The sequence below is a fragment of the Rhizobium oryzihabitans genome (assembly GCF_010669145.1).
Lineage (GTDB): Bacteria > Pseudomonadota > Alphaproteobacteria > Rhizobiales > Rhizobiaceae > Agrobacterium > Agrobacterium oryzihabitans.
This window is the reverse complement of the sequence record NZ_CP048635.1, coordinates 1,151,753-1,172,505: the sequence shown is the minus strand read 5'-3', so window position 1 is coordinate 1,172,505 and position 20,753 is coordinate 1,151,753. Positions and strand designations below refer to the sequence as shown.

Below are 20,753 nucleotides of genomic sequence, written 5' to 3'. Positions count from 1 at the left end.
GGCCCGCCTTCTGGGCAATGACCGTGCGTGAGCGGCTTTAGCGCCGTCGCGCCGTTACATCTCCTGTTCGGACATTACCATGAATCCTATTTACATCGTGGTGGCAGCGCCCCTGCTTCTGGGCGGCTGCACAGCCACATCGTCAATGAACGAGGCTGCCTCGTATGAAGACGCGGCGAACCCGTCGCTCGGCGTCGCACCCATCCGTTATCAAACGCCGGTCACGGGTTATACCCACCGCGCGCCGGCGGATCCGAAGCCCTGGCGTAACCAGAACGATGCGCAGGCTCCGAAAGGAGACGCATCATGACAATACGCCTATTCAAACTCGCGGCCGCCCTTTCCTTCCCCGCCATTCTCGGCGGCTGTGTCACGGCCGCCGAGTACTCCTCGAAGAATGCGGGCTTCACCACCGTCTCGGCCAAAACATCCGAAGCGACCGGCAAGCAGACGGTCTGGATACAGAACCGGGCCGAGGCGCAGGCAACCGCAACCCGCGTCAAATCGCTGATGTCAGCGAAGACCATCGATGTCGAGACGGCGGTTCAGGTCGCACTGCTCAACAATAAAGGCCTTCAGGCGGCCTATACGGATCTCGGTGAGTCTGCCGCAACCGCCTGGCAATCGACCATGCTGGTCAATCCGAGGGTCGGTATCGGGCTGACGGGCATCGGCACTCCGGGGCTCAGGGCCTACAAGGCGATCGAGGGTGTAATCGTCACCAATATTCTGGCGCTGGCAACCCTCAAACAGAATGTCGAAATTGCTGATACCGGCTTCCGCAAAGCCCAACTCGCCGCCGCGCTGAAGACGCTGCAGCTTGCGGCAGATACCCGTCGCGCCTGGATCACCGCCGTTGCGGCCTGGGAAAATGTTGGCCAGCTGGCTCAGGCGCAGGCTGCGGCGGATGCCGCCTCGGAACTTGCCAAGAAGCTTGGTGAGGCGGGCTCGCTCAACAAGGAAGGCCAGGCCCGCGAACAGGTCTTTTATGCCGAGCTGACAGGCCAGATCGCCAAGGCGCGGCTTGAGGCCCGCCTTGCGAAGGAGGAACTGACAAGGCTGATGGGACTGTGGGGAGGAGACATCGAATACACCATCCCCAACCGCCTGCCGCAACTTCCGAAGGATCTGGCCAAACGCGACATGATCGAGGCCGAGGCGCTGCAGCGCCGCGTGGATTTGCAGATCGCCAAACTCGATCTGGAATCGACCGCCCGGTCGTTCAAGCTCACCGAGGCCACCCGATATGTCACCGATCTCGAACTTCGTTCCGGTTTTGAAACCGAACGCGAGCGCGATGAGGACGCCATAAACAAGCAGACGACGGGCAATGCCGAACTGGAATTCGTCATTCCGATCTTCGATTCCGGCCGGGCGAGAATGCGGGAATCCGAACTTGCCTATATGCGCGCGGCAAATCTGCTGGCGGAGAAGGCGGTCAATGTCCGCTCCGAAGCCCGCTCGGCCTATCAGGCCTATCGCTCGAACTACGACATCGCCCGGCACTATCGCAACAGCGTGGTGCCGCTGCGAACGAAGATCGAGGAAGAGTCGCTGCTCACCTATAACGGCATGCTCACCAACACCTTCGAACTGCTCGCCGACAGCCGCGAAAAGGTCAACTCGAACCTGCTCGCCATCAATGCCAAACGCGACTTCTGGCTCGCGGAAGCCGGCCTCGCTCCCGCCATCTATGGCGGTGGCGCGGCTACGGCAGGGGCAGAAACAGAAGTTGCCGCCGCTGGTGGCGGCGGTGGCGGACATTGAGAAAGGAAACGGCCATGTTCAATAGAAGAAACTTTCTGGGTGTCGGCGCCGCAATGGTCTCCACGGCGGCCTGGGCAAAGACATCGAATAGCAGCCTGCCGGAAGCGGCCGTGATGGAAACGGCGGCGACCCAGGCGCCGGTCAAGCCAACCACCGGTCCCGATTACAACCCGGTCGTCACCCTCAATGGCTGGACCCTGCCCTTCCGGATGAACAACGGCGTCAAGGAATTCCACCTTGTCGCCGAGCCGGTGGAACGCGAAATGGCGGAGGGCATGACCGCCCGCCTCTGGGGCTATAACGGCCAGTCTCCCGGCCCGACCATCGAGGCCGTCGAAGGCGACCGGGTGCGCATTTTCGTGACCAACAAGCTGCCGGAACATACGACGATCCACTGGCACGGCATGATCCTGCCATCAGGCATGGACGGCGTCGGCGGCCTGTCACAGCCGCATATCCCCGTCGGCAAGACCTTCGTTTACGAGTTCGATCTCGTGAAATCGGGTACCTTCATGTACCACCCGCATTCGGACGAAATGGTCCAGATGGCGATGGGCATGATGGGCTTCTTCGTCATCCATCCGAAGGATCCGACATTCATGCCGGTTGATCGCGACTTCGTGTTCCTGATCAACGCCTATGACATCAACCCCGGCTCCTATGTGCCGAAAATCATGACGATGACGGATTTCAATCTGTGGTCATGGAACAGCCGGGTGTTTCCGGGCATCGATCCGCTGGTGGTTTCCAAGGACGACCGGGTGCGCGTGCGCGTCGGCAACCTGACCATGACAAACCATCCGATCCACATGCATGGCTACGATTTTGAGGTGACCTGCACCGATGGCGGCTGGGTGAGGCCCGAGGCGCGGTGGCCGGAAGTGAGCATCGACATCCCCGTCGGCGCGATGCGGGCCTATGAATTCGACGCCAAATATGTCGGCGACTGGGCGATCCATTGCCACAAGTCGCATCATACGATGAACGCCATGGGGCATGACGTCCCGACCTTCATCGGCGTCGACAAGAAAACCGTCACCGAAAAGATCCGCAAGGTCCGGCCGGAATATATGCCGATGGGTACCGCCGGCATGGCCGATATGGGCGCCATGGAAATGGAAATCCCTGAGAACACCGTTCCCATGATGACCGGCTGGGGTCCGCATGGCCCAATCGAGATGGGCGGCATGTTCTCCGTGGTGAAGGTCCGCGAAGGCATCTCCGCCAGCGATTACTCAGATCCCGGCTGGTACGAAAACCCGCCCGGAACCCAGGCCTGGGAATGGACCGGCGACGTGCCGGCGACCGAAAAGACCAATGATCCCAAAACACAGATCACGCCGAAACCGATGAAACACGGCTGATCGTGCAGACCACCCCCACAAAACCAAGGAAACCAAGCAATGACCAGACTGAAACTTGCACTGCTTCTCACCGCTCTTGCCACGCCCGCCTTCGCCTCCGGCACCCACGGCGGTGGCCACGAAGCGATGGCGATCGGCGAACCCGGTGACAAATCCAAGGTAACGCAGACCATACAGGTGACGATGAAGGAAACACCTGACGGCAAGATGCTGTTCACCCCCGCCAAGTTCGAATTCAAGAAGGGCAAGACCGTGCGTTTTGCCGTGAAGAATGTCGGCGAGCTCGATCATGAATTCATTCTCGATGAACAGAGCGCCAATCTGGAGCACAAGGCCGCCATGGAAAAGGCCCCGGAGATGGAACACGACAATCCGAACGCGATCAGCCTCGCACCGGGCGAAAGCGGCGAAATCATCTGGAAGTTCACCAATGACGGCATGTTCGAATTCGCCTGCCTGAAGCCCGGGCATTACGAGGCCGGCATGCGCGGCGATCTCAAAGTTTCGGCAAAGTAACCCATTCACCAAAGGAATCTGACCATGAAGACAATCGTTAGAATCTCCGTTGCAGCAGCGTTCCTGCTTGCCGCTCCCTTCGGCGCATTTGCACAGGAGTTCACCAAGGGCACGGTGAAGAAGCTCGACGCCGCCGCCAAGAAAGTCACCATCATCCATGAGGAACTGAAGAACCTCGACATGCCGGCCATGACGATGGTGTTCCGCGTCAAGGACGATGCCCTGCTCGCCAAGCTCAAGGAAGGCGCGAACATTGAGTTCGTCGCCGAACGTGCGGACGGCAAGCTGGTCGTCGCCCAGGTGAAATAAAGCCTCCACAGCCTGCACACACCCGTGAGGTCCAAAAGGAACCGGAACGGGTGTGTGCGATATCATATTCCCACAATAGTCTGGCCGCCGGGCCCGAAGCAGAATTGCAGGTTTTGAAAACGCCTGACGTATCGTGCCCGATCACCCCCCTAAACGTGGACAGGCTTTCGCGCCGGGCCGAAAACCACGAAGCTGAGAGCAGCCAGCAGCCAGACACTGATGCCGGCATAGAGCATGACCAGACCGAAACCGTCGGCCAGCGCCTGATGGACGAGCACGTCAGAAACATGTTCTGCCGACGATCCCGCTGTTCCCGCCGCAATCTTCTCCGCGAGCGAACGCAGGTCGTAAGCATCCATGCCGGACGGCAAATTCGCCTGAAGCGAAGACCAGACACCCTCGACCAGAATAAAACCCATGATCGGGATGTTGATGGCAAGCGAGATCATTCTGGCGCTCATGTCGATGCCGGAGGCCATGCCGGAACGGGCAGCGGGGACCGCACCCGTGGTCGTGTTGGTCACCGGCGTGTTGGTAAGGCCAAGCCCGACACCGGACAGAATGCAGCCGGGCAACATGGTCAGCCAGCTCGCATTTGCGGCATCGCTGCCGAGCTTCATCAGCATGAAACCGAGACCGATGGTGAACAGCCCGGCCGGGACGACAAGGCGGGGTTGATAACGCAACGACAGGCGCTCCGCCAGCGGCGGCACGACCAGTGCGGGCAGCGTATAGGCGAGCAGACCGAGACCGGCGGTGACACTGTCATACCCTAGACCCGCCTGAAACCAGATCGGCAGATAAATCATGAACGGCCAGAAACTGATGTTCATCGCCGCTGAGCCGATGATCGCGCCGGAAAAAGGCCGGATGCGAAACACGGAGAAATCGAACATCGGCCTTGGCGTGAGCTTTTCGACGATGACAAAGGCGATGAAACTCGCAGCCGCAACACCAAGGATCAAAAGCGCCCCTGGGCTGGCAAATCCGAGTTCCGGTCCCTGGGTGATGAAAAAGGCGAGGCAGAACACGGCAGCAGAGAGCGTCGCAATGCCCGCAAGATCAAGGCGTGTCGCCTCCGGGTCGTGCGATTCCTTCACACCGCCCATGGCAAGCAGCAATGTGACGATGCCGAGCGCCACGTGAACGAGGAAGACCCATTCCCAGCTCCACAGGGCAACAATGGCGCCGCCGATGATCGGGCCGAAGCCCAGCCCCACGCCGGAAACAATGCCCCACCAGCCAAACGCCATGCCACGCTCGCGCGCCGTGCGGAATTGATGGGACAGGATGGCGATCTGGCACACCAGCATCGCCCCGCCGCTTAAGCCCTGAAGAAAGCGCGCGCCAATCAGCACCGCCACACTTTCCGTCATTCCGCAGGCGAGTGAGGAAAGCGAGAAAGCAACGATGCTTCCGATGAAGACCCGTTTGCGGCCGAAGCGGTCGGCCAGCGCGCCGGTTGCCATCAGCACCATCGTCACGCCGATCGTATAGGCGTTCATGATCCACTGAAGCTGCCGGAAATCCGCATGCAGAACCTGTTCGAGCGTCGGCAGGATTGCCGGCACGCTGGAGATTTCCAGTCCGAACATCAGCGCGGAAAGACAGACGGCAGCAAGCGCAAGCGCGCTTCTGCTGGCGGTTGGGGCGGTAACGGCAAGGGTCACTTCTTCAGCCTTTCGTGGTTCAGACCGCGGCGGTAAATCCGGGCATGACGGGGTGCGCTCGCTGCGGTCGATATGTTGCAATGTCGAAGGCAAACTAGTGAAAGCTTGACCATAACTGAATTGGATGATTGGATATTTCAGAGACAACAAATTTGGATCATTGCCATGACCACGCTGGATGTGGATGCCGTCCAGGCTTTCGTCACCATCGCCGATCTGCAGAGCTTCACCCGTGCGGCCGAAACGCTCGGAACCACACAGGGCGCCATCAGTGTCAGGCTGAAGCGGCTTGAAGACCGGCTCGGCCAGCGGCTCCTCGAACGGACACCGCGCTCGGTGAGGCTGTCTGCGCAGGGCGCCGTATTTCTCGCACCCGCGCGCGAATTCCTCGCCGCGCATGATCGCGCCATGGCCGGGCTTTTTTCCACGCGCCGACGCTTTGGCCTTGGCATCTCCGCCCATGTTGCCGGCCCGGAAGTGCCAACGCTGCTGGCGCGGCTCAACGCGCATGATCCCGGACTGACGATTGAGGTGCGGATGGACAATTCCCGCACGCTGCTGGATGCCTTCGACCGCGGCGAGATCGACGCCGCGATCATCCGGCGCGAGGATGACAGGCGGGATGGCGAAGTACTCGGGCCAGAGCATTTCGGCTGGTTCGCAGCCCCGCAGTTCGAGCATCGTCAGGGCGAGCCGTTGCGTCTGGCGGCACTTTCGCCCGCCTGCGGCGTGCGCGACATCGCCGCCCGCGCGCTCGACTCCGCCGCCATCGCCTGGACGGAAGTCTTTCTTGGCGGCACCTCCTCGATGGTGACCGCGGCCGTTTCGGCCGGTCTCGCCATTTCTGCTTTTTCCTGCCGTCTGGCGCCGCCCGGCACTGTCGAGGTCAGCCAGCGTTTCGGCCTGCCGGCGCTGCCTTCCACCGAGATCATCATGTTCTCGACCCTGACCGACAGCAGATCCCGCGAGGCGCTGCGCACGCTCGCCGCCGCTTTCCGGGAGCATCGGCCGACATTGTGAGCAATGAGAATTGCCGAACTGCCGGGAAACCGGATTTGACTTGCCGGGCGATCGCTGCGGCGCTATAGAAAAGCGTCGAAAAAGGCACGACTTGGTGTGGTCTAGCCCAAGTCCTTTCGGAAACGAAAGCTCTGTCCATGCTCCGTGCATGAGTCCCACGACGAACAACGACGCTGTTCAGGCGTCAAATTGTTCGTCCGTGTGGTTCTCAAAAACGACGAGCCGCTCCGGTCGAACGACCCAAAAGAGCAGTTCATGTCAAATACCCCAGAGACTTACGATGTTGTCATTGCCGGTGCCGGTCCGGTCGGCCTGTTTCTCGCCTGCGAGCTGTGTCTCGCAAACCTCTCGGTGCTGGTGCTGGAGCAGGGGTCGGACCCTTACTCGCCGCTAAAGCAACTTCCCTTCGGCATGCGCGGTCTTTCCGCACCCACGATCGAAAGCTTTGACCGGCGCGGCCTGCTGGATGAGCTTACCGAACGGCAGCGCGCGAAAGAGCAATCGAGCACCGGCCAATCGGCCGCACACTGGATGCATCAGCAGCGCCGGCCGGGCGGCCACTTCGCCGGCATTCAGTTCTTCCACGACAATATCGACATTTCGAAATGGGCCTATCGCCTTGCGGATTCGACACCCGTCACCCTGGCTTCCAGCATGGAAGAAATCGAAGCCGTTCTGGAAAAACGAGCAACCGCAATGGGAGCCGAGATCAGGCGTGGCGCCGGTGTTGAGGGCTTCGAGCAGTCGGAGGAGGCCTTGACCATTCGCGCCGGCGGCGAGACATTTCATGGGCGGTGGCTCGTTGGCTGCGATGGCGGCCGCAGCACCGTGCGCAAGGCTGGCGGTTTCGATTTCGTTGGCACCGATCCCGAATTCACGGGCTATTCCGTCGAGGTCGACATGGCGGATGCGGAAAAACTCACTTCCGGCCGCCACTACACGCCGACCGGCATGTACACCTATCAAAAACCCGGAACCATCGCGATGGTCGATTTTGATGGCGGCCGGTTTCACCGAACCCAGCCGATCACGCGTGAGCATGTGCAGGCCGTGCTGCGGCATGTTTCCGGCACCGACGTCACAGTCTCAAGCCTTCACATCGCAACCACCTGGACGGACCGCGCCTATCAGGCCACGACCTATCGGAGAGGCCGTGTATTGCTGGCGGGCGATGCCGCGCATATCCACTCTCCGCTCGGTGGGCAGGGGCTCAATCTCGGGCTGGGCGATGCGATCAATCTCGGCTGGAAGCTTGCAGCGACGATCCGTGGCGATGCACCGGACGGATTGCTGGACAGCTATACGAGCGAACGGCACCCATTGGGCGCACAGATCCTTGACTGGTCGCGTGCCCAGGTTGCACTCATGCGCCCAAGCCGGAGTACTCGGGCGCTCGCAGCCATCATTCGCGATCTCATCGAGACCCGTGATGGCGCGACATACTTCGCCGAACGCGTATGGGGCGTTTCCATCCGCTATGAGCTTGGCGGCGAACATCCGCTTGTCGGCCGCAGCGTTCCTGATTTCAAACTGGCAGACGGGAGGAGGACCGGAGAACTTCTGAGGGAAGGAAGCGGTCTGCTTTTGAACTTTGCCTCGGACGCATCCCTTGAAGCGCTGGCGCATCGCTGGAATGGACGGATCGCCTATGTCGCAGGCGATGTCGAAGACCGGTTGGGATTGAGCGCTGTTCTGGTGCGACCCGACGGCATCGTCGCCTGGGCCACGGAGTCCATTCCTGACGAGGCGGAAATCGCGGAGGTAGCGGCCCGATGGTTCGGTGAAATTTGACGTTCAGCTGAAGCAGGAACTGGCATTGCGTAGCGATGCGAAATCGACAGGGATTTTGCATCGCTACATTTTCCGCGCCGGCAATTTGACCAATTCTTCCAGCGACTTGTCGATCTTGAGCTGAAACCGTCTACTGCCTCATCACTCGATCACTTCCCCTCGCATCAGAAACTTTGCGAGCGCGACTGTCGAAACGAAGCCGAGAATTGCAAGGATGAGAATAAAGGGGAGATAGAGGGCGTTTCCGGTTTTGATCGCCAGCACCAAGGCCTGCAATATTGCCAGATTGTAGATCGTGTCGACAGCCATGACGCGATCCTGCGCCCGTGGCCCCTTGATCAGGCGATATGTGACGAGCGCCATGGAAAGTAGAAGCATTCCCTGCGCAAAGGTGGTCGACCAGTAAATGATATCCGAACTCAACATCGCCGGCACCGCTCAATGCGGTCGCGCGGGAGAAAAAAGACAAATCTGCTCAGGGTAATTGCAAGGGATCATGGCTTTGCTCCTCGTGTTCTCTACACACGGGGCCGTCCCCTCTTGATCCGGATGGCGCAGGTCGTCCTGCACGGAAGTGTGCTATCATCAGCGGCACAGATCTTCAAGGTAGGCATTCCAGCACCATTGCCTTCAAGAACCCTGTCATGATATCGCTAGCCGCAACTGCTTGACGAAGCTTCGTTCGGGACGACCCGAATGCGACAGATTGCCGGGGACGACCCCAGATGAGGTCGCCTGCAATGTCAGATACAAAATCTCCATCATTTATCCGGGGCGCCTGGCCCAAACTCGTCGTGGCTTGGCTGGTCGTCGTGGTTTTTCAGTCCGCCGGGACGTCGTGGCTTTCGCCGGATATGACCCCGACAGTTGCAATATCCTGCTTTCTCGTTCTCTTCGCCACCATTCTGATGGCGGCTTTCGGGGTTGTGAAAGAAGCCGATGAACTGGCCCATCAGTTGGGCGAACCCTACGGAACGCTCATTCTCACCCTGTCGATCGTTGCAATCGAGGTGATCCTGATTGCCGCCGTGATGCTCGGGCCAAACGAGGCCCCGACGATCGGAAGAGATTCCATATTCGCCGTGATGATGATCATCCTCAACCTCGTGACGGGTATCTGCCTGCTTGCGGGCGCGATACGGTATGGCGAGCAGGAATATAATGCGCCGGGTGCCGTCTCCTTCATCGCAATGACGGTCGTATTGGCCGGTGTCGCGCTTCTGGTTCCGAATACGCTGCCGGCTGCCGATGGCACGTTCACCGCTCTCCAGGCCATTGTAGTTTCGGTCGTAACCGTGATTGTCTACGGCGGTTTCCTCGTGCTTCAGATGGGCCGTTACCGCAGCCATTTCATGCAGCCCGCGCCGGGACGGATGTCGATCCGGCTGGCGGAGCCAATTGCTCGCCCGGCCCCAGAGGCCGATATTGCGACGGGTGGCGGAGCCCGCAAAAAGAACATCGTTCACTCGGCGATGCTGATCGGGTTGATGTTACCGATCGTGCTGCTCGCGCACGACCTTGCCATCGTCATCGATTTTGGCGTCGCCCGGGCCGGTGCTCCCGTTGCGGTTGGCGGCGTGCTCATCGCGATCATCGTCTTCACGCCGGAATCGATCACGGCCGTGAAGGCTGCGCTGAAAAACGAGACGCAACGGGCAATCAACCTGTGCCTTGGGGCATTCGTCTCGACTGTCGGGCTGACCGTGCCGGCGGTTCTAACGGTCGGCCTCCTGTCCGGCAAAATGGTGATCTTCGGAATTTCGCCCACGGAAACCATCCTCTTTGCGCTGACCATCGCGCTGACGACCCTGACATATCTTGGCCGGCGGACATCTGCGGTGCAGGGGCTGCTGCATCTGATGCTGTTTGCAATCTTTGGGCTGCTCCTGTTTACGGCCTGAGAACGTCCGGCATCGCGGGACGACCCGCGCTCTGCAAACCCACACGGGGACGACCCCACAATCGTGAGATTCATGATGTGGAAAACGCAGCAGACGCTTTATCGAGACATTTCGAATACGGCCATGCGAAGTGCACACGAGCGCACTGCAAGCTGGAAAACGCTGATCTCAGCGGCCGTGATCTTCATTCTTGTCGCCAACAACGCGGTCAGACTTTCCCGCGCCGATGCATTTGCCCGAAAGCCATTGCCACCCGCCGACGATTTGGCTAGAAAGCGCTCGCGCGGGACGACCCGCGCCTTGAAACGTTCCGGGGACGGCCCTGATTCTCAAACTTGGGATCAGGATGACCGACATAGCGAACACCCTCCTCATTTCTGATGCTCCACCACACACGCGGTCTTCCTGCGTCCGGCACAGCCGCGACCTGGAGCATCAGCATATTCCTGTCATTGCCGCAAGTTACTGAAGGACCCTCCATGGCCGGCCCTATCGAGCAATTCGAAGTCAAACCTCTCGTTGAAATTACCATCGGTGATATCGATCTCAGCTTCACCAATGCCTCGGCATACATGTTCCTCACCGTCACCCTGGCGAGTTCGTTCCTGCTGCTTGCCACGAGCAGGGCGCGCCTCGTGCCCGGCCGGTGGCAATCCAGTGCTGAAATGCTTTACCTGTTCGTCGCCAAGACCCTGCGTGACAATGCCGGCGAGCAGGGAATGCGGTTCTTCCCCTTCGTTTTCTCGCTTTTCATGTTCATTCTGTTTGCGAACATGATCGGCATGTTTCCTTACGCTTTCACGGTTACGAGCCAGATCATCGTCACATTTGGCTTGGCGATGATGGTGTTCGGCACCGTCACGCTGTATGGCATCTTCAAACACGGCATCCGTTTTCTCGGCCTGTTCAAACCGGCGGGAATACCGGCAATCCTCGCGCCCATCATCGTGCCGATTGAAATCATCTCCTATATTTCGCGACCGGTCAGCCACTCCGTCCGCCTGTTCGCCGTCATGCTTGCCGGTCACATCACCCTGAAGGTCTTTGCCGGTTTTGTCGTGTCGCTGGCGAGCGTCAATGCTCTCGGCATGATCGGCGCCATCGCGCCGCTTTTCATGACGGTCGCAATCACGGCGCTGGAGTTTCTGATGGCCGCAATTCAGGCGTATGTGTTCACGATGCTGACCTGCATGTACCTCAATGACGCCCTGCATCCGGGGCACTAGAGCATCGATCTGGAAAACGGCCATCTCCTTGTCGACAATTCCGGGTGGAAAATTTAGCATTGCGTGACAAACAGACGACAGACGTATCTTTCGGCCCTCGCCGCACGGAGCAAGCATGTCCCTTCCCCAAAAGATCGGTTTTATCGGAACCGGAGCGATCACCGATGCCATGGTAAGGGGCCTACTCGGCAAGCCCGCCGCCGTGCCGCATGTCATGGTGTCCCAGCGCAGCGCAGATATCTCCGCCAGGCTTGCCAGCGATTTCCCGCAGGTGATCGTGTCCGGCGATAATCAGGCTATCATCGACGGCTGCGACACCGTCATGCTAGCGATCCGTCCGCAGATCGCCGAAGAGGTCATCCGCGCCTTGCGATTCCGGGATGGGCAAAAGGTCATAAGCGTCGTTGCCGCGACAGACCGGCAGGCCCTTCTCGACTGGATCGACGCGGATGTGCGCCTCACGCAGGCGATCCCCCTGCCCTTCGTTGCCCGGCGCAAAGGCGTCACTGCCCTATATCCGCCCGATACGGATACGGCGGCGATCTTCAACGTGCTCGGCAATGCGGTGGAATGCGAAACAAAGGCGGAATACGACCTTCTCGCCGCCGCAAGCGCGTTGATGGCCACCTATTTCGGCATCATGCAGCACACGACGGAGTGGCTTGTTGAGAACGGCCTGCCGGAAGAGAAAGGTCGCGCCTATCTTGCACCTCTCTTCGCCGGCCTCTCCGAAGTGGCGCTGAATGCCGGCAGGGACGCCGACTTCATCGATCTCAGCCGCGAATTCGCCACCAAAGGCGGGCTCAACGAGCAGGTCTTGAACGATTTCAACGACAATGGCGGTTCGGACGCGCTGAAGCAGGCTTTGAGCCGCGTTCTGGACCGAATTACGCAATAGGCGCAATTCGACGCCTACAGCGCCTTTGCCCACTCGTGTTCCGGGTGGAGGCGCTCGAGACAATCCCGCAGCCACCGACGCTCCGCCGCGGGCAATTTCGGCACGGCGTATGCGAAGTCTTCCTCGTCCTTGGGCCGGCGGTGCTTTGCCTTGAACAGCAGCACGGCGGCGGGGTTGAGGTAAGGAATCCCGCCCGCGGTCCGCGAGACCATTTCGGTGCGGGGCCGGCTAATCTGCGGCTCCCTCTTATAGACCCAGCTTTCATCCGTTCCCGGCTCGATCATCATATCAACCCGCCAGCGGAGGGCGGCACGATCAAAACACCATATCTGGAAAATCTCCGTCGCCGGTTCCCGGTCGGCGGCCAACCGTTCGAGCACGCCGTCATTGACGGTATAAAATTCCACATCGTTCAATTCGCGCCGGAAAATGTCCAGATCCGCACGAAGAATCGTGAATTCCAGATCCTCGTGCTCGCGTGTCTTCTTCCCATGCCAGAGATCGAGCGCCCAGCCGCCAACCACGCACCAGGGTCGCGATACACTGCTCAATCGCCGGAAAAGCTCGGCAGGGCTCCAGGCCTCCCAGGCATCCTGGTCCGGGACGGGGGTTTGATTATTCATGCTGGCAGGTCTCTTTATGCGGTTGTCATGGTGGTGAGTTTAGTCTCGGTGGCCGCCGGGATGTTATAGGCATCGGGATGTGAGACAAGTTCGTTCGCACCGAAGAAAGAAACGGCTCGGGGCGGGGCGCGCCTCCTCGATCGACCGCGGCGACGTAGCGATATCAAGACGATTATTCTGCTGCAGCATTTCGCCCTTCGGCTTTTACAGGAAAACGAGGGGTCTGCAGACAATAAAAAGGGGCCTGTCGGCCCCTTTTCCAATTCAAGCTTTCCCAGGACGATTGATTGTCAGGAAGTGCCGCACGACCGGTCTTTCCAGCCCCGAGTGATAGGCGAGTACCTTGCCCTGGAGATCCGCATCGGCATTGGAGACCCGCTTGTGCTGGCGCAGGTGCTCCGCCCAGGATTCGACCATGAACCATTCGACGATCTTCTGCGGATCGGCGGAGTCTTCGGTCACACCCCACCCATAGGCGCCATCACGCCGACGCTCCTGGGAGAGTTCGTCAAGCGCATGCAGGAATGCGCTGCGGTGATGTTTTTCGACATTGTATTCGATCAATATCAGAACCGGGCCGCGGTCATGGGCCACCGGCTCGGCAATGAGCGGCTCCGGCCAATGGTTGGAAGGCACCATATCCGCATCACCGGTGGGCAACTTCAGGCGATGCATGACGAGACCGGCGACGAACAGACCGGCCGCGCCGATCAGCAAGGTTCCCGGCACGCCCGCCGCTTCGCCAACCGCACCCCAGCCGAGGCTGCCCGCCGTCATCGCGCCGTTAAAGACGGTGAGATAGACCGCAAGGCCACGGCCGCGGACCCAGTTGGGCAGGACGGCCTGCGCAGTGCCATTCAGCGTCGTTAGCGCCGTGATCCAAGCGCCGCCGAGGAAGAGCAGGATGATGAGGGCCAGCCATTGGGGCGGAGCGAACGACAGCCCGGCCATGACGAGCGCAGTGATGAGGGCAGCCCCTAGAAGCAGGGCGTCGGCATCAAAACGTGCGCGCAGTTTCGGCATGATCAGCGCGCCGCCGATGGCGCCGGCACCGACGGCACCCAGCAATATGCCATAAAAGCTCGCATCTCCACCCAGCAACTGGCGGGCAACCAGAGGCAAAAGCGCCCAGACGGCACTGGCAAAAGCGAAGAAGATCGCGGCCCGCAGCAGGACGACATGCAGCGGACGGCTGGCACGTGTATAACGAAGGCCTGCCCGGAACGCGCCGAAGAAACCTTCGGCCAGCGCATCATTGGCATTCTTCGCCCTTGGCCACCACAGGAGCGCCGCGATAACGATGAAGTAACTTGCGACATCGGCACCATATGTGACGGCCGCACCGAAGGCTGCGAGCAGGATGCCGCCGACCGCAGGACCGATGGAACGGGCGATATTGATACCCAGCGAATTCAGAGCGACCGCGCTTTTAATGTCCTCACGTTTCACCAGTTCCGGCACGATGGCCTGCCATGTCGGCCCCATCAGCGCCGCACCGATACCGCCGAGAAATGTAAGCCCGATCAAGGCGCTGACTGACAGCATTCCAGTGTGCGCAAGAACCATGAGACTGACGCTTACCGAGGCCAGCAGCAGCTGGATGGCGATCAGGAACTTGCGGCGATCGAGAATATCGGTCAGCACACCGGCTGGGATGGCCAGCAGAAAGATCGGCAGGGTTCCGGCCGCCTGAACCATGGCGACCGCCGCCGGCGAGGCCGAGAGATCGGTCATCAGCCAGGAACTGGCGACATCGCGCATGAAACTGCCGGTATTTCCCAAAACCGTCGCCGCCCAAAGAACGGCGAAGACCGGCTGTGCTAGAGGAGCAAAGCTGCTCGTTGAAGATTTTGCGGCACTCATTTGCCCGTCCCTTTCGTGAGATCGATTGCGGCGACGACAATGAAGGCGCCGGCCAGGCCGAGATGTTCGAAGAAGGCATTGGTGGCCATCATGCGCTCCATGCCGGGCGCCATTTCCCAGAAACGAAGAGCGATGAAAGTGGCCAGAAGCGTGAAGCCTGCCAATGCCAGAGCACCGGCCCAGCGCAGGAACCCTGACACCACCATTGCGGAAGCGGTGAGCTCAAAGACGATGACGACGATAGCAAACGCGGCGGCCGGATGAAGGCCGAAGTGGTTCATCTCGGCGATCGCGCCGGGGAAGTCTAAGATCTTGGTGAGCGGGCCCTGAATATAGGCCGAACAAAGCGCCAGAAGCGCCAGCGTTTTTGTGGCAGGCGCGGCGACGATATCCGCAAGAAACCCGCGAAGGCGAAGCGTTGAAGATGGATCGGTCATTTTTTGCTCCCGTGATTCTGGCCGGTCGTTTCGAGCGGCGCTGCGTTCATCTGATGGAGCGATATTGGTCGAAACTATTATCGCCAACAATTGCATCAATAGTTTCGATATAATTGCGATATACGCAATATTAGACCGTCGGGGGCCGTCTGTCCGTTACACCGCAGAAAACGGGCAGCGAAAAGCCGCTGCCCGCCGGATTTTGTATTCGTGGCCTAAACTCAAACCGCCCAGCAGGAGCAACCCAGTGCTCCGAAGAAACCCTTCAAGTCGGCGATCGGCAGTTTGGATGTCCAGGCGCCGGCATGATCGTGGCCATGGACACCGCAATCACTGGCACAGCCGCACGTCGAAATCGCCGTCCGGCGCAGCGAGCGAGCGCCGGCCCTTGCGGCTCGCCCCAGGCGGCGTAACCACCGAAAGCGCGCACGGGAGACCAGTCGGGCATGGCCGGCGGAACGTCGTTTTCATCCAGCGACTTGAAGTCCCCGGCGCCATAGACGATTCTGCCGCCAACCATTGTCAGATCGGATGTGAGGAAGGAAATTTCATCCTCGGCGCAGGAGAAATAATCCTTGTCCGGCACAACGAGATCGGCGAACTGGCCCTTCTCAATGCGGCCCTTTTTTCCTTCCTCGTTCGAGAACCACGTGACCTTCTCCGTCCACATGCGCAGCGCCGTCTCGCGGTCGAGGCAATTGGCGCGCGGATAGAGCTGCATGCCGCCCACTGTCTTGCCCGTCACCATCCAGAACAGCGAAACCCACGGATTATAGGAGGCGACGCGCGTCGCATCCGTGCCGGCCGAAACATTGACGCCCTTCTCAAGCATGCGTTTGATCGGTGGGGTCGCTTCGGCAACGCCATGACCATAACGCTCAACAAAATATTCGCCCTGATAGGCCATGCGGTGCTGGGTCGCGATGCCGCCGCCGAGAGCCGCGATGCGGTCGATCGACCGTTCAGAGATCGTCTCGGCATGATCGAAGAACCAGTTCAGCCCTTCGAGCGGAATGTCCCGGTTGACCTTTTCGAAGACATCGAGAGCACGGGAGATCGTCTCGTCGTAGGTGGCGTGCAGACGCCAGGGCCAGCGGTTTTCCGCCAGAACCCGGACAACCTCTTCGAGTTCGCCCTCCATTTCCGGTGGCATGTCCGGTCGCGGCTGACGGAAGTCCTCGAAATCGGCAGCGGAAAAGACCAGCATTTCGCCTGCGCCATTGTGGCGGAAATAGTCGTTGCCCTGTTTGTATTTCACCGACGAGGTCCAGTTGAGGAAGTCCTCCTTTTCCTGCTTGGGCTTCTGCGTGAAGAGGTTGTAGGCGAGACGCACGGTCATCTGGCCTTCGTCGGAAAGCTTCTGGATCACCTCGTAATCGTCAGGGTAGTTCTGGAAGCCGCCGCCCGCATCGATGACGCCGGTGACGCCCAGCCGGTTCAGCTCACGCATGAAATGGCGGGTGGAATTGACCTGATAGTCGAAGGGCAGCTTCGGCCCCTTGGCGAGCGTCGAATAGAGGATGCCAGCATTCGGCTTGGCCAGCAGCATTCCCGTGGGATTGCCGTTCACATCGCGAGTGATCTCACCGCCGGGTGGGTTCGGCGTATCCCTTGTGTAGCCGACGGCCCGAAGGGCTGCGCCATTCAGCAGCGCGCGGTCGTAAAGATGCAGCAGGAAGACCGGCGTGTCGGGCGCCACCGCATTGATTTCCTCGATGGTCGGCAGTCTTTTTTCGACAAATTGATGCTCGGTAAAACCACCGACGACGCGCACCCATTGCGGGGCGGGTGTGATCGCCACCTGACGCTTCAGCATGTCCATGGCATCTGCGAGCGAACGCACGCCATCCCAGCGCAGTTCCATGTTGAAGTTCAAGCCGCCGCGAACGACGTGGGTATGGTTGTCGATCAGGCCCGGCAATACGCGCTTACCCTTCAGGTCGATGATCTTTGTCTCCGGTCCGGCGAGCGCCATGACATCGGTGTCCGTTCCCACCTCCATGAACAGGCCATCCTTGATGGCGACTGCGGTTGCATTCGGGTTGGCGCGATCGAGTGTCGTCAGGCGGCCATTATGAAGGATGGTATCGGGATACATGGAACGGGCTCCTGTCTGAATGGGGTCAGCCGCACTAGCGGGTGAAAACAGATGGGGGAAGGCGAGGCTCGATGCCGCGCCGAGAAAGGTGCGTCGCGTCGGCATCAGCTTCTCTCCCTGTCTGCAGGCCGTTCAGCCTTGGCGAGATCTGTGCGCTCTTCGCTACCCTTCGGCAAATGGCCGAACATATGCGGCTTGATCTGGTTGATCCACGAAACGACGGCCGGCTCCTTGCCGATGATCGTCCTTGCAAAGGGAATAATCTGTTCTCCAACCAATATGCCGAGCAGGCCGACCAGAGCAATGACGGGCGGTGCGGGCGAACGCACATTGAGCAGGCTGTAAACAATGCCGACCAGCAGACCGGCACCAAGGGACAGAAGATAGACTTTCATGGAAACCTCCTCGATCAATGAAGGCCGCACCGGACTGGATGTCATCCAGCCGGCACGGCACGGTTGAAAGCTTATTTGTTGGCCGGGTTCGGGCCGATGCGCTTGCCATGCTTGACGCGTTCCTCACCGCCATGGACATGGGTGACGGCGTAGTCGATGCCCATGCCGTAGGCGCCTGAATGTTCCTTCACGAGCGAGGTGACGGCATCGTAGGTTTCCTTGCGCGCCCAGTCGCGCTGCCATTCAAGCAGAACCTGCTGCCAGGTGACGGGAATGATGCCGGCCTGCACCATGCGGTCCATGGCATATTTGTGTGCATCGACAGAGGTTCCGCCGGAGGCGTCCGCCACCATGTAGATCTCGTAGTCCGCGACATCATGGAGCGCCGAGAGCGCGAAGGTGGTGTTGCACACTTCCGTCCAGAGGCCGGAGACGACGATCTTCTTGCGGCCGGCCGCGGCATTCTTCGCCAGCGCGTCGCGAACATTCTGGTCATCCCAGGAATTCATCGAGGTGCGCTCGAGAATGTCGTTTTCCGGGAAGACCGTGAGCAGTTCCGGAAAGGTGTTGCCAGAAAAGCTTTCCGTTTCAACCGTGGTGATGGTCGTCGGGATATTGAAAATCTTTGCCGCCTTTGCGAGGCCGACGACATTGTTCTTCAGTGTCTGCCGGTCTATCGACTGCACACCGAAAGCCATCTGCGGCTGCTGGTCGATGAAGATGAGCTGGCTGTTGGCGGGGGTAAGGACTTCGAGCTTGGACATTTTCAGTTCTCCGTTCAGGTGGTGATTGCCGATCTGCGGCGGTGGAAATTGAGAAGGCTTCGCCGGTCGGCTGCCCGGCAGGGGCAGCCGTCTTGAAAAGCGCAAATCTGTTTCGGTCAGTGGATGCGGGTCAGCGGCCCGGTCTATGCCGCAAGGGGAGCGAGGTTCGCCTCGATCTGGTTGCGAAAAGGCTCGTAGCGGTTCGGAAGCTTGAGCGCTTCACCCAGATGCGCGGTATCCTCGTCCCGGTCGAAGCCGGGTTCGTTGGTTGCGATCTCGAACAGGACACCGCCCGGCGTGCGGAAATAGATCGCCCAGAAATAATCGCGGTCGATGACGGGGGTGACCTGATAGCCGGTATCCATCAGCGCCTTGCGCACTTCGAGCTGCTTTTCGCGGTTTTCGACTGCGAAAGCGATATGGTGGACCGAGCCGGCTCCCGGACGGGCAAAGGGGGTCTTCGGCAGGGCCGCAAGATCGATCGTATCTGCCCCGTTACCGCCGGGAATGACGAAACGCGTTACATTGCCTTCAACCTCAGTCCGCTCATATCCCATGAAACGCAGGAGTTCTTCGGTCGCAGCCGTATCATGCAGATTGAAGCGTGCGCCGGTGAAACCGCGTATGGCGTTGTCTTCGGAAATGCCTTCGGCGAGCCAGCCTTCACGGGCGTCATCGCCTGTTTCGATTAGTGCAAGGCCATCGCCGTCAGGACCGGTGAAGCGCAGGCGATTGGCGCCAAAGACCGTGTCGGCCTGAATGCCGGTGGCGCCTTTGGCAATGAGACGCTCTTTCCAGAAGCCAATTGCACCCTTGGGAATGGAGAACTGGGTCTCGCCCACTTCGCCGACGCCTGGACGGCCGGTCATCATTTGAGCGAAGGGAAAATAGGTCATCACCGTGCCCGGCGTTCCCTTTTCGTCACCGTAATAGAGGTGATAGACGCTGGGTTCGTCGAAGTTGACGGTCTTCTTTACCCGGCGAAGCCCAAGCGTTTCGGTGAAAAATCTGTTGTTCTGCCGCGCATCCGACGCCATGGACGTGACGTGGTGCAGACCCTTGATATCCTTGATCATGGCCGGAGCCTTTCTACTGGTTGTCCGTTTCGCTGGACAAAGATTTAACCCGCTTGATTGCATCGCGGAATTGCAATATTTTTCTCGAATGAATTGCGGATTTTGAAATAATCAAATGAACGACCACAAAGCTCTCAAAACGTTTCTGATGGCGGCCGAAAAGCGCAACTTCGCGCAGGTGGCACGCGAACTGGGCATGACGGCGGCTGCCGTTACCCGGGCCATCGCCGCGCTCGAAGATGACCTGGGTGTGCAACTGTTTGTCCGCACCACGCGTCAGGTGTCGCTGACGACGGACGGCGCCGTCTTTGCCGCCCAGATTCAACCGGCGGTCGAGGCACTCGAAAATGCGCGGCGCGATGTCCGCAATGCCCACAAGGCCGATGAAGGGCGGCTTAGGATCAGTGCGCCGACATGGCTCGGCAAGACGGTGCTGCCGCCGATCCTCTCGGGCTTCCGCGAATTATATCCGAAAATGTGCTTCGAGATTTCCCTTTCGGACGGCCTCGTCAACATCGTTGATGACGACTACGATCTCGCGATCCGCATCTCGTCCGCCCCCTCCGACAAATTCACCATCTGGCGCAAGATCAGGGCCGTGCCGAGAATATTGGTCGCGGCACCGGGCAGCCGGTTTGCGCAGATGGAGCATCCAGGCGAACTAACCCCTGACGATTGCCTTGCCTATAGCGGTGAAAGCCGGCGGGAAAACTGGGCGCTCTCGGACGGCGGATCGAGCATCAGCATCGCGGCCGGCCGCGCATTCAGCGCCAATAATGGCGAGGTTCTGGCTGATATGGCTGCGGATGGTGCGGGTGTGGCCATGCTGCCGGGATTTCACATTGCCGAACATCTCCGCAGCGGCCGGCTCGTTCACGTTTTGCGCGGCTGGGCGCCGCCGGAACTCTGGCTGACGCTCTATTATCCGCCCTACCAGGCCCTGCCACCCCGCATCGCCACTTTTTCGAAATTCTTCGAGGAGCAGCTGCCGGCCTATATGGTTGCGCTCGAATAGGCAGCGCGCTGTCGCATGAT

20 protein-coding genes and 1 pseudogene are annotated in these 20,753 nt (G+C 59.9%); 12 read left to right on the top strand and 9 right to left on the bottom strand.

Going from position 1 to position 20,753, the window contains the following annotated elements:
• Positions 1 to 79 precede the first annotated feature (79 nt).
• From G3A56_RS22170 to G3A56_RS22150, 5 genes are read left to right on the top strand one after another with little or no spacing between them, the layout of a single operon-like run.
• Positions 80 to 310, top strand: a complete 231-nt coding sequence (locus tag G3A56_RS22170) for a hypothetical protein (RefSeq protein ID WP_035242983.1) — start codon at positions 80 to 82, stop codon at positions 308 to 310.
• Entirely contained in the window at positions 307 to 1,767 is a 1,461-nt protein-coding gene (locus G3A56_RS22165; RefSeq protein ID WP_082185148.1) for a TolC family protein, read from the top strand. The genes G3A56_RS22170 and G3A56_RS22165 overlap by 4 nt, the downstream gene beginning before the upstream one ends.
• A 14-nt stretch (positions 1,768 to 1,781) precedes the next feature.
• Positions 1,782 to 3,131 (top strand): multicopper oxidase family protein, encoded by a 1,350-nt coding sequence (locus G3A56_RS22160; protein ID WP_082185149.1) that lies wholly within the window; start codon positions 1,782 to 1,784, stop codon positions 3,129 to 3,131.
• 39 nt (positions 3,132 to 3,170) lie between these two features.
• Positions 3,171 to 3,647 (top strand): cupredoxin domain-containing protein, encoded by a 477-nt coding sequence (locus G3A56_RS22155; RefSeq protein ID WP_003498221.1) that lies wholly within the window; start codon positions 3,171 to 3,173, stop codon positions 3,645 to 3,647.
• Between the two features lie 24 nt (positions 3,648 to 3,671).
• Entirely contained in the window at positions 3,672 to 3,956 is a 285-nt protein-coding gene (locus G3A56_RS22150; protein WP_082185150.1) for a copper-binding protein, read from the top strand.
• Between the two features lie 149 nt (positions 3,957 to 4,105).
• On the opposite strand, the gene G3A56_RS22145 is transcribed toward G3A56_RS22150, so the two are convergent.
• Entirely contained in the window at positions 4,106 to 5,626 is a 1,521-nt protein-coding gene (locus G3A56_RS22145) for an MFS transporter (RefSeq protein WP_082185151.1), read from the bottom strand.
• A gap of 165 nt (positions 5,627 to 5,791) precedes the next feature.
• Between G3A56_RS22145 and G3A56_RS22140 the strand changes: the two genes are divergently transcribed.
• Positions 5,792 to 6,646 carry a LysR family transcriptional regulator gene (locus G3A56_RS22140; protein ID WP_003498218.1) on the top strand — a complete coding sequence of 285 codons (855 nt, stop codon included), beginning with the start codon at positions 5,792 to 5,794 and terminating at the stop codon, positions 6,644 to 6,646.
• A gap of 255 nt (positions 6,647 to 6,901) precedes the next feature.
• Entirely contained in the window at positions 6,902 to 8,437 is a 1,536-nt protein-coding gene (locus G3A56_RS22135; RefSeq protein WP_082186015.1) for an FAD-dependent monooxygenase, read from the top strand.
• A 141-nt stretch (positions 8,438 to 8,578) separates the two neighbouring features.
• On the opposite strand, the gene G3A56_RS22130 is transcribed toward G3A56_RS22135, so the two are convergent.
• Positions 8,579 to 8,860, bottom strand: a complete 282-nt coding sequence (locus G3A56_RS22130; protein ID WP_164056877.1) for a K+/H+ antiporter subunit F — start codon at positions 8,858 to 8,860, stop codon at positions 8,579 to 8,581.
• A 431-nt stretch (positions 8,861 to 9,291) separates the two neighbouring features.
• Between G3A56_RS22130 and G3A56_RS22125 the strand changes: the two genes are divergently transcribed.
• From G3A56_RS22125 to G3A56_RS22110, 4 genes are all read left to right on the top strand, one after another.
• The gene (locus G3A56_RS22125; RefSeq protein ID WP_246231408.1) at positions 9,292 to 10,338 is read left to right on the top strand and encodes a calcium:cation antiporter; all 1,047 of its coding nucleotides are present in this window, start codon (positions 9,292 to 9,294) and stop codon (positions 10,336 to 10,338) included.
• A 72-nt stretch (positions 10,339 to 10,410) separates the two neighbouring features.
• Positions 10,411 to 10,719, top strand: coding sequence for a hypothetical protein (locus G3A56_RS22120; protein ID WP_137039357.1), 309 nt, complete (start codon positions 10,411 to 10,413; stop codon positions 10,717 to 10,719).
• A gap of 98 nt (positions 10,720 to 10,817) precedes the next feature.
• Positions 10,818 to 11,564, top strand: a complete 747-nt coding sequence (locus G3A56_RS22115) for a F0F1 ATP synthase subunit A (protein ID WP_082185155.1) — start codon at positions 10,818 to 10,820, stop codon at positions 11,562 to 11,564.
• 115 nt (positions 11,565 to 11,679) lie between these two features.
• A complete protein-coding gene (locus G3A56_RS22110) occupies positions 11,680 to 12,462 on the top strand; it encodes a pyrroline-5-carboxylate reductase (protein ID WP_082185156.1) in 783 nt (260 codons plus the stop codon).
• A 14-nt stretch (positions 12,463 to 12,476) separates the two neighbouring features.
• Here G3A56_RS22110 and G3A56_RS22105 read toward each other — a convergent pair whose 3' ends face one another.
• The 7 genes and pseudogenes from G3A56_RS22105 to G3A56_RS22075 all read right to left on the bottom strand — a co-directional run bounded on the left by G3A56_RS22105 (position 12,477) and on the right by G3A56_RS22075 (position 19,718).
• Positions 12,477 to 13,085: a nucleotidyltransferase domain-containing protein gene (locus G3A56_RS22105; protein ID WP_082185157.1), complete on the bottom strand. Its 609-nt coding sequence runs from the start codon at positions 13,083 to 13,085 to the stop codon at positions 12,477 to 12,479.
• Positions 13,086 to 13,349: 264 nt separating this feature from the next.
• Positions 13,350 to 14,948, bottom strand: coding sequence for an MFS transporter (locus G3A56_RS22100; RefSeq protein ID WP_082185158.1), 1,599 nt, complete (start codon positions 14,946 to 14,948; stop codon positions 13,350 to 13,352).
• Positions 14,945 to 15,385, bottom strand: coding sequence for a DoxX family protein (locus G3A56_RS22095; protein ID WP_003498201.1), 441 nt, complete (start codon positions 15,383 to 15,385; stop codon positions 14,945 to 14,947). The genes G3A56_RS22100 and G3A56_RS22095 overlap by 4 nt, the downstream gene beginning before the upstream one ends.
• Before the next feature lie 221 nt (positions 15,386 to 15,606).
• Positions 15,607 to 17,588 (bottom strand): annotated as a pseudogene (locus G3A56_RS22090) (amidohydrolase).
• Positions 17,588 to 17,878 (bottom strand): XapX domain-containing protein, encoded by a 291-nt coding sequence (locus tag G3A56_RS22085; protein ID WP_082185160.1) that lies wholly within the window; start codon positions 17,876 to 17,878, stop codon positions 17,588 to 17,590. The pseudogene G3A56_RS22090 and the gene G3A56_RS22085 overlap by 1 nt, the downstream one beginning before the upstream one ends.
• Before the next feature lie 71 nt (positions 17,879 to 17,949).
• Entirely contained in the window at positions 17,950 to 18,642 is a 693-nt protein-coding gene (locus G3A56_RS22080) for a hydrolase (RefSeq protein ID WP_082185161.1), read from the bottom strand.
• A 143-nt stretch (positions 18,643 to 18,785) separates the two neighbouring features.
• The gene (locus G3A56_RS22075; RefSeq protein ID WP_082185162.1) at positions 18,786 to 19,718 is read right to left on the bottom strand and encodes a VOC family protein; all 933 of its coding nucleotides are present in this window, start codon (positions 19,716 to 19,718) and stop codon (positions 18,786 to 18,788) included.
• Between the two features lie 115 nt (positions 19,719 to 19,833).
• On the opposite strand from G3A56_RS22075, the gene G3A56_RS22070 reads away from it, so the two are divergent.
• Positions 19,834 to 20,733, top strand: coding sequence for a LysR family transcriptional regulator (locus tag G3A56_RS22070; RefSeq protein ID WP_035242972.1), 900 nt, complete (start codon positions 19,834 to 19,836; stop codon positions 20,731 to 20,733).
• Positions 20,734 to 20,753: the final 20 nt, after the last annotated feature.

Bases quoted from the DNA above. Each gene is read 5' to 3' on its own strand.
- G3A56_RS22170 (WP_035242983.1), top strand. From the start codon at position 80: ATGAATCCTATTTACATCGTGGTGGCAGCGCCCCTGCTTCTGGGCGGC.
- G3A56_RS22165 (WP_082185148.1), top strand. From the start codon at position 307: ATGACAATACGCCTATTCAAACTCGCGGCCGCCCTTTCCTTCCCCGCC.
- G3A56_RS22160 (WP_082185149.1), top strand. From the start codon at position 1,782: ATGTTCAATAGAAGAAACTTTCTGGGTGTCGGCGCCGCAATGGTCTCC.
- G3A56_RS22155 (WP_003498221.1), top strand. From the start codon at position 3,171: ATGACCAGACTGAAACTTGCACTGCTTCTCACCGCTCTTGCCACGCCC.
- G3A56_RS22150 (WP_082185150.1), top strand. From the start codon at position 3,672: ATGAAGACAATCGTTAGAATCTCCGTTGCAGCAGCGTTCCTGCTTGCC.
- G3A56_RS22140 (WP_003498218.1), top strand. From the start codon at position 5,792: ATGACCACGCTGGATGTGGATGCCGTCCAGGCTTTCGTCACCATCGCC.
- G3A56_RS22135 (WP_082186015.1), top strand. From the start codon at position 6,902: ATGTCAAATACCCCAGAGACTTACGATGTTGTCATTGCCGGTGCCGGT.
- G3A56_RS22125 (WP_246231408.1), top strand. From the start codon at position 9,292: ATGACCCCGACAGTTGCAATATCCTGCTTTCTCGTTCTCTTCGCCACC.
- G3A56_RS22120 (WP_137039357.1), top strand. From the start codon at position 10,411: ATGATGTGGAAAACGCAGCAGACGCTTTATCGAGACATTTCGAATACG.
- G3A56_RS22115 (WP_082185155.1), top strand. From the start codon at position 10,818: ATGGCCGGCCCTATCGAGCAATTCGAAGTCAAACCTCTCGTTGAAATT.
- G3A56_RS22110 (WP_082185156.1), top strand. From the start codon at position 11,680: ATGTCCCTTCCCCAAAAGATCGGTTTTATCGGAACCGGAGCGATCACC.
- G3A56_RS22105 (WP_082185157.1), bottom strand. From the start codon at position 13,085: ATGAATAATCAAACCCCCGTCCCGGACCAGGATGCCTGGGAGGCCTGG.
- G3A56_RS22100 (WP_082185158.1), bottom strand. From the start codon at position 14,948: ATGAGTGCCGCAAAATCTTCAACGAGCAGCTTTGCTCCTCTAGCACAG.
- G3A56_RS22095 (WP_003498201.1), bottom strand. From the start codon at position 15,385: ATGACCGATCCATCTTCAACGCTTCGCCTTCGCGGGTTTCTTGCGGAT.
- G3A56_RS22085 (WP_082185160.1), bottom strand. From the start codon at position 17,878: ATGAAAGTCTATCTTCTGTCCCTTGGTGCCGGTCTGCTGGTCGGCATT.
- G3A56_RS22080 (WP_082185161.1), bottom strand. From the start codon at position 18,642: ATGTCCAAGCTCGAAGTCCTTACCCCCGCCAACAGCCAGCTCATCTTC.
- G3A56_RS22075 (WP_082185162.1), bottom strand. From the start codon at position 19,718: ATGATCAAGGATATCAAGGGTCTGCACCACGTCACGTCCATGGCGTCG.
- G3A56_RS22070 (WP_035242972.1), top strand. From the start codon at position 19,834: ATGAACGACCACAAAGCTCTCAAAACGTTTCTGATGGCGGCCGAAAAG.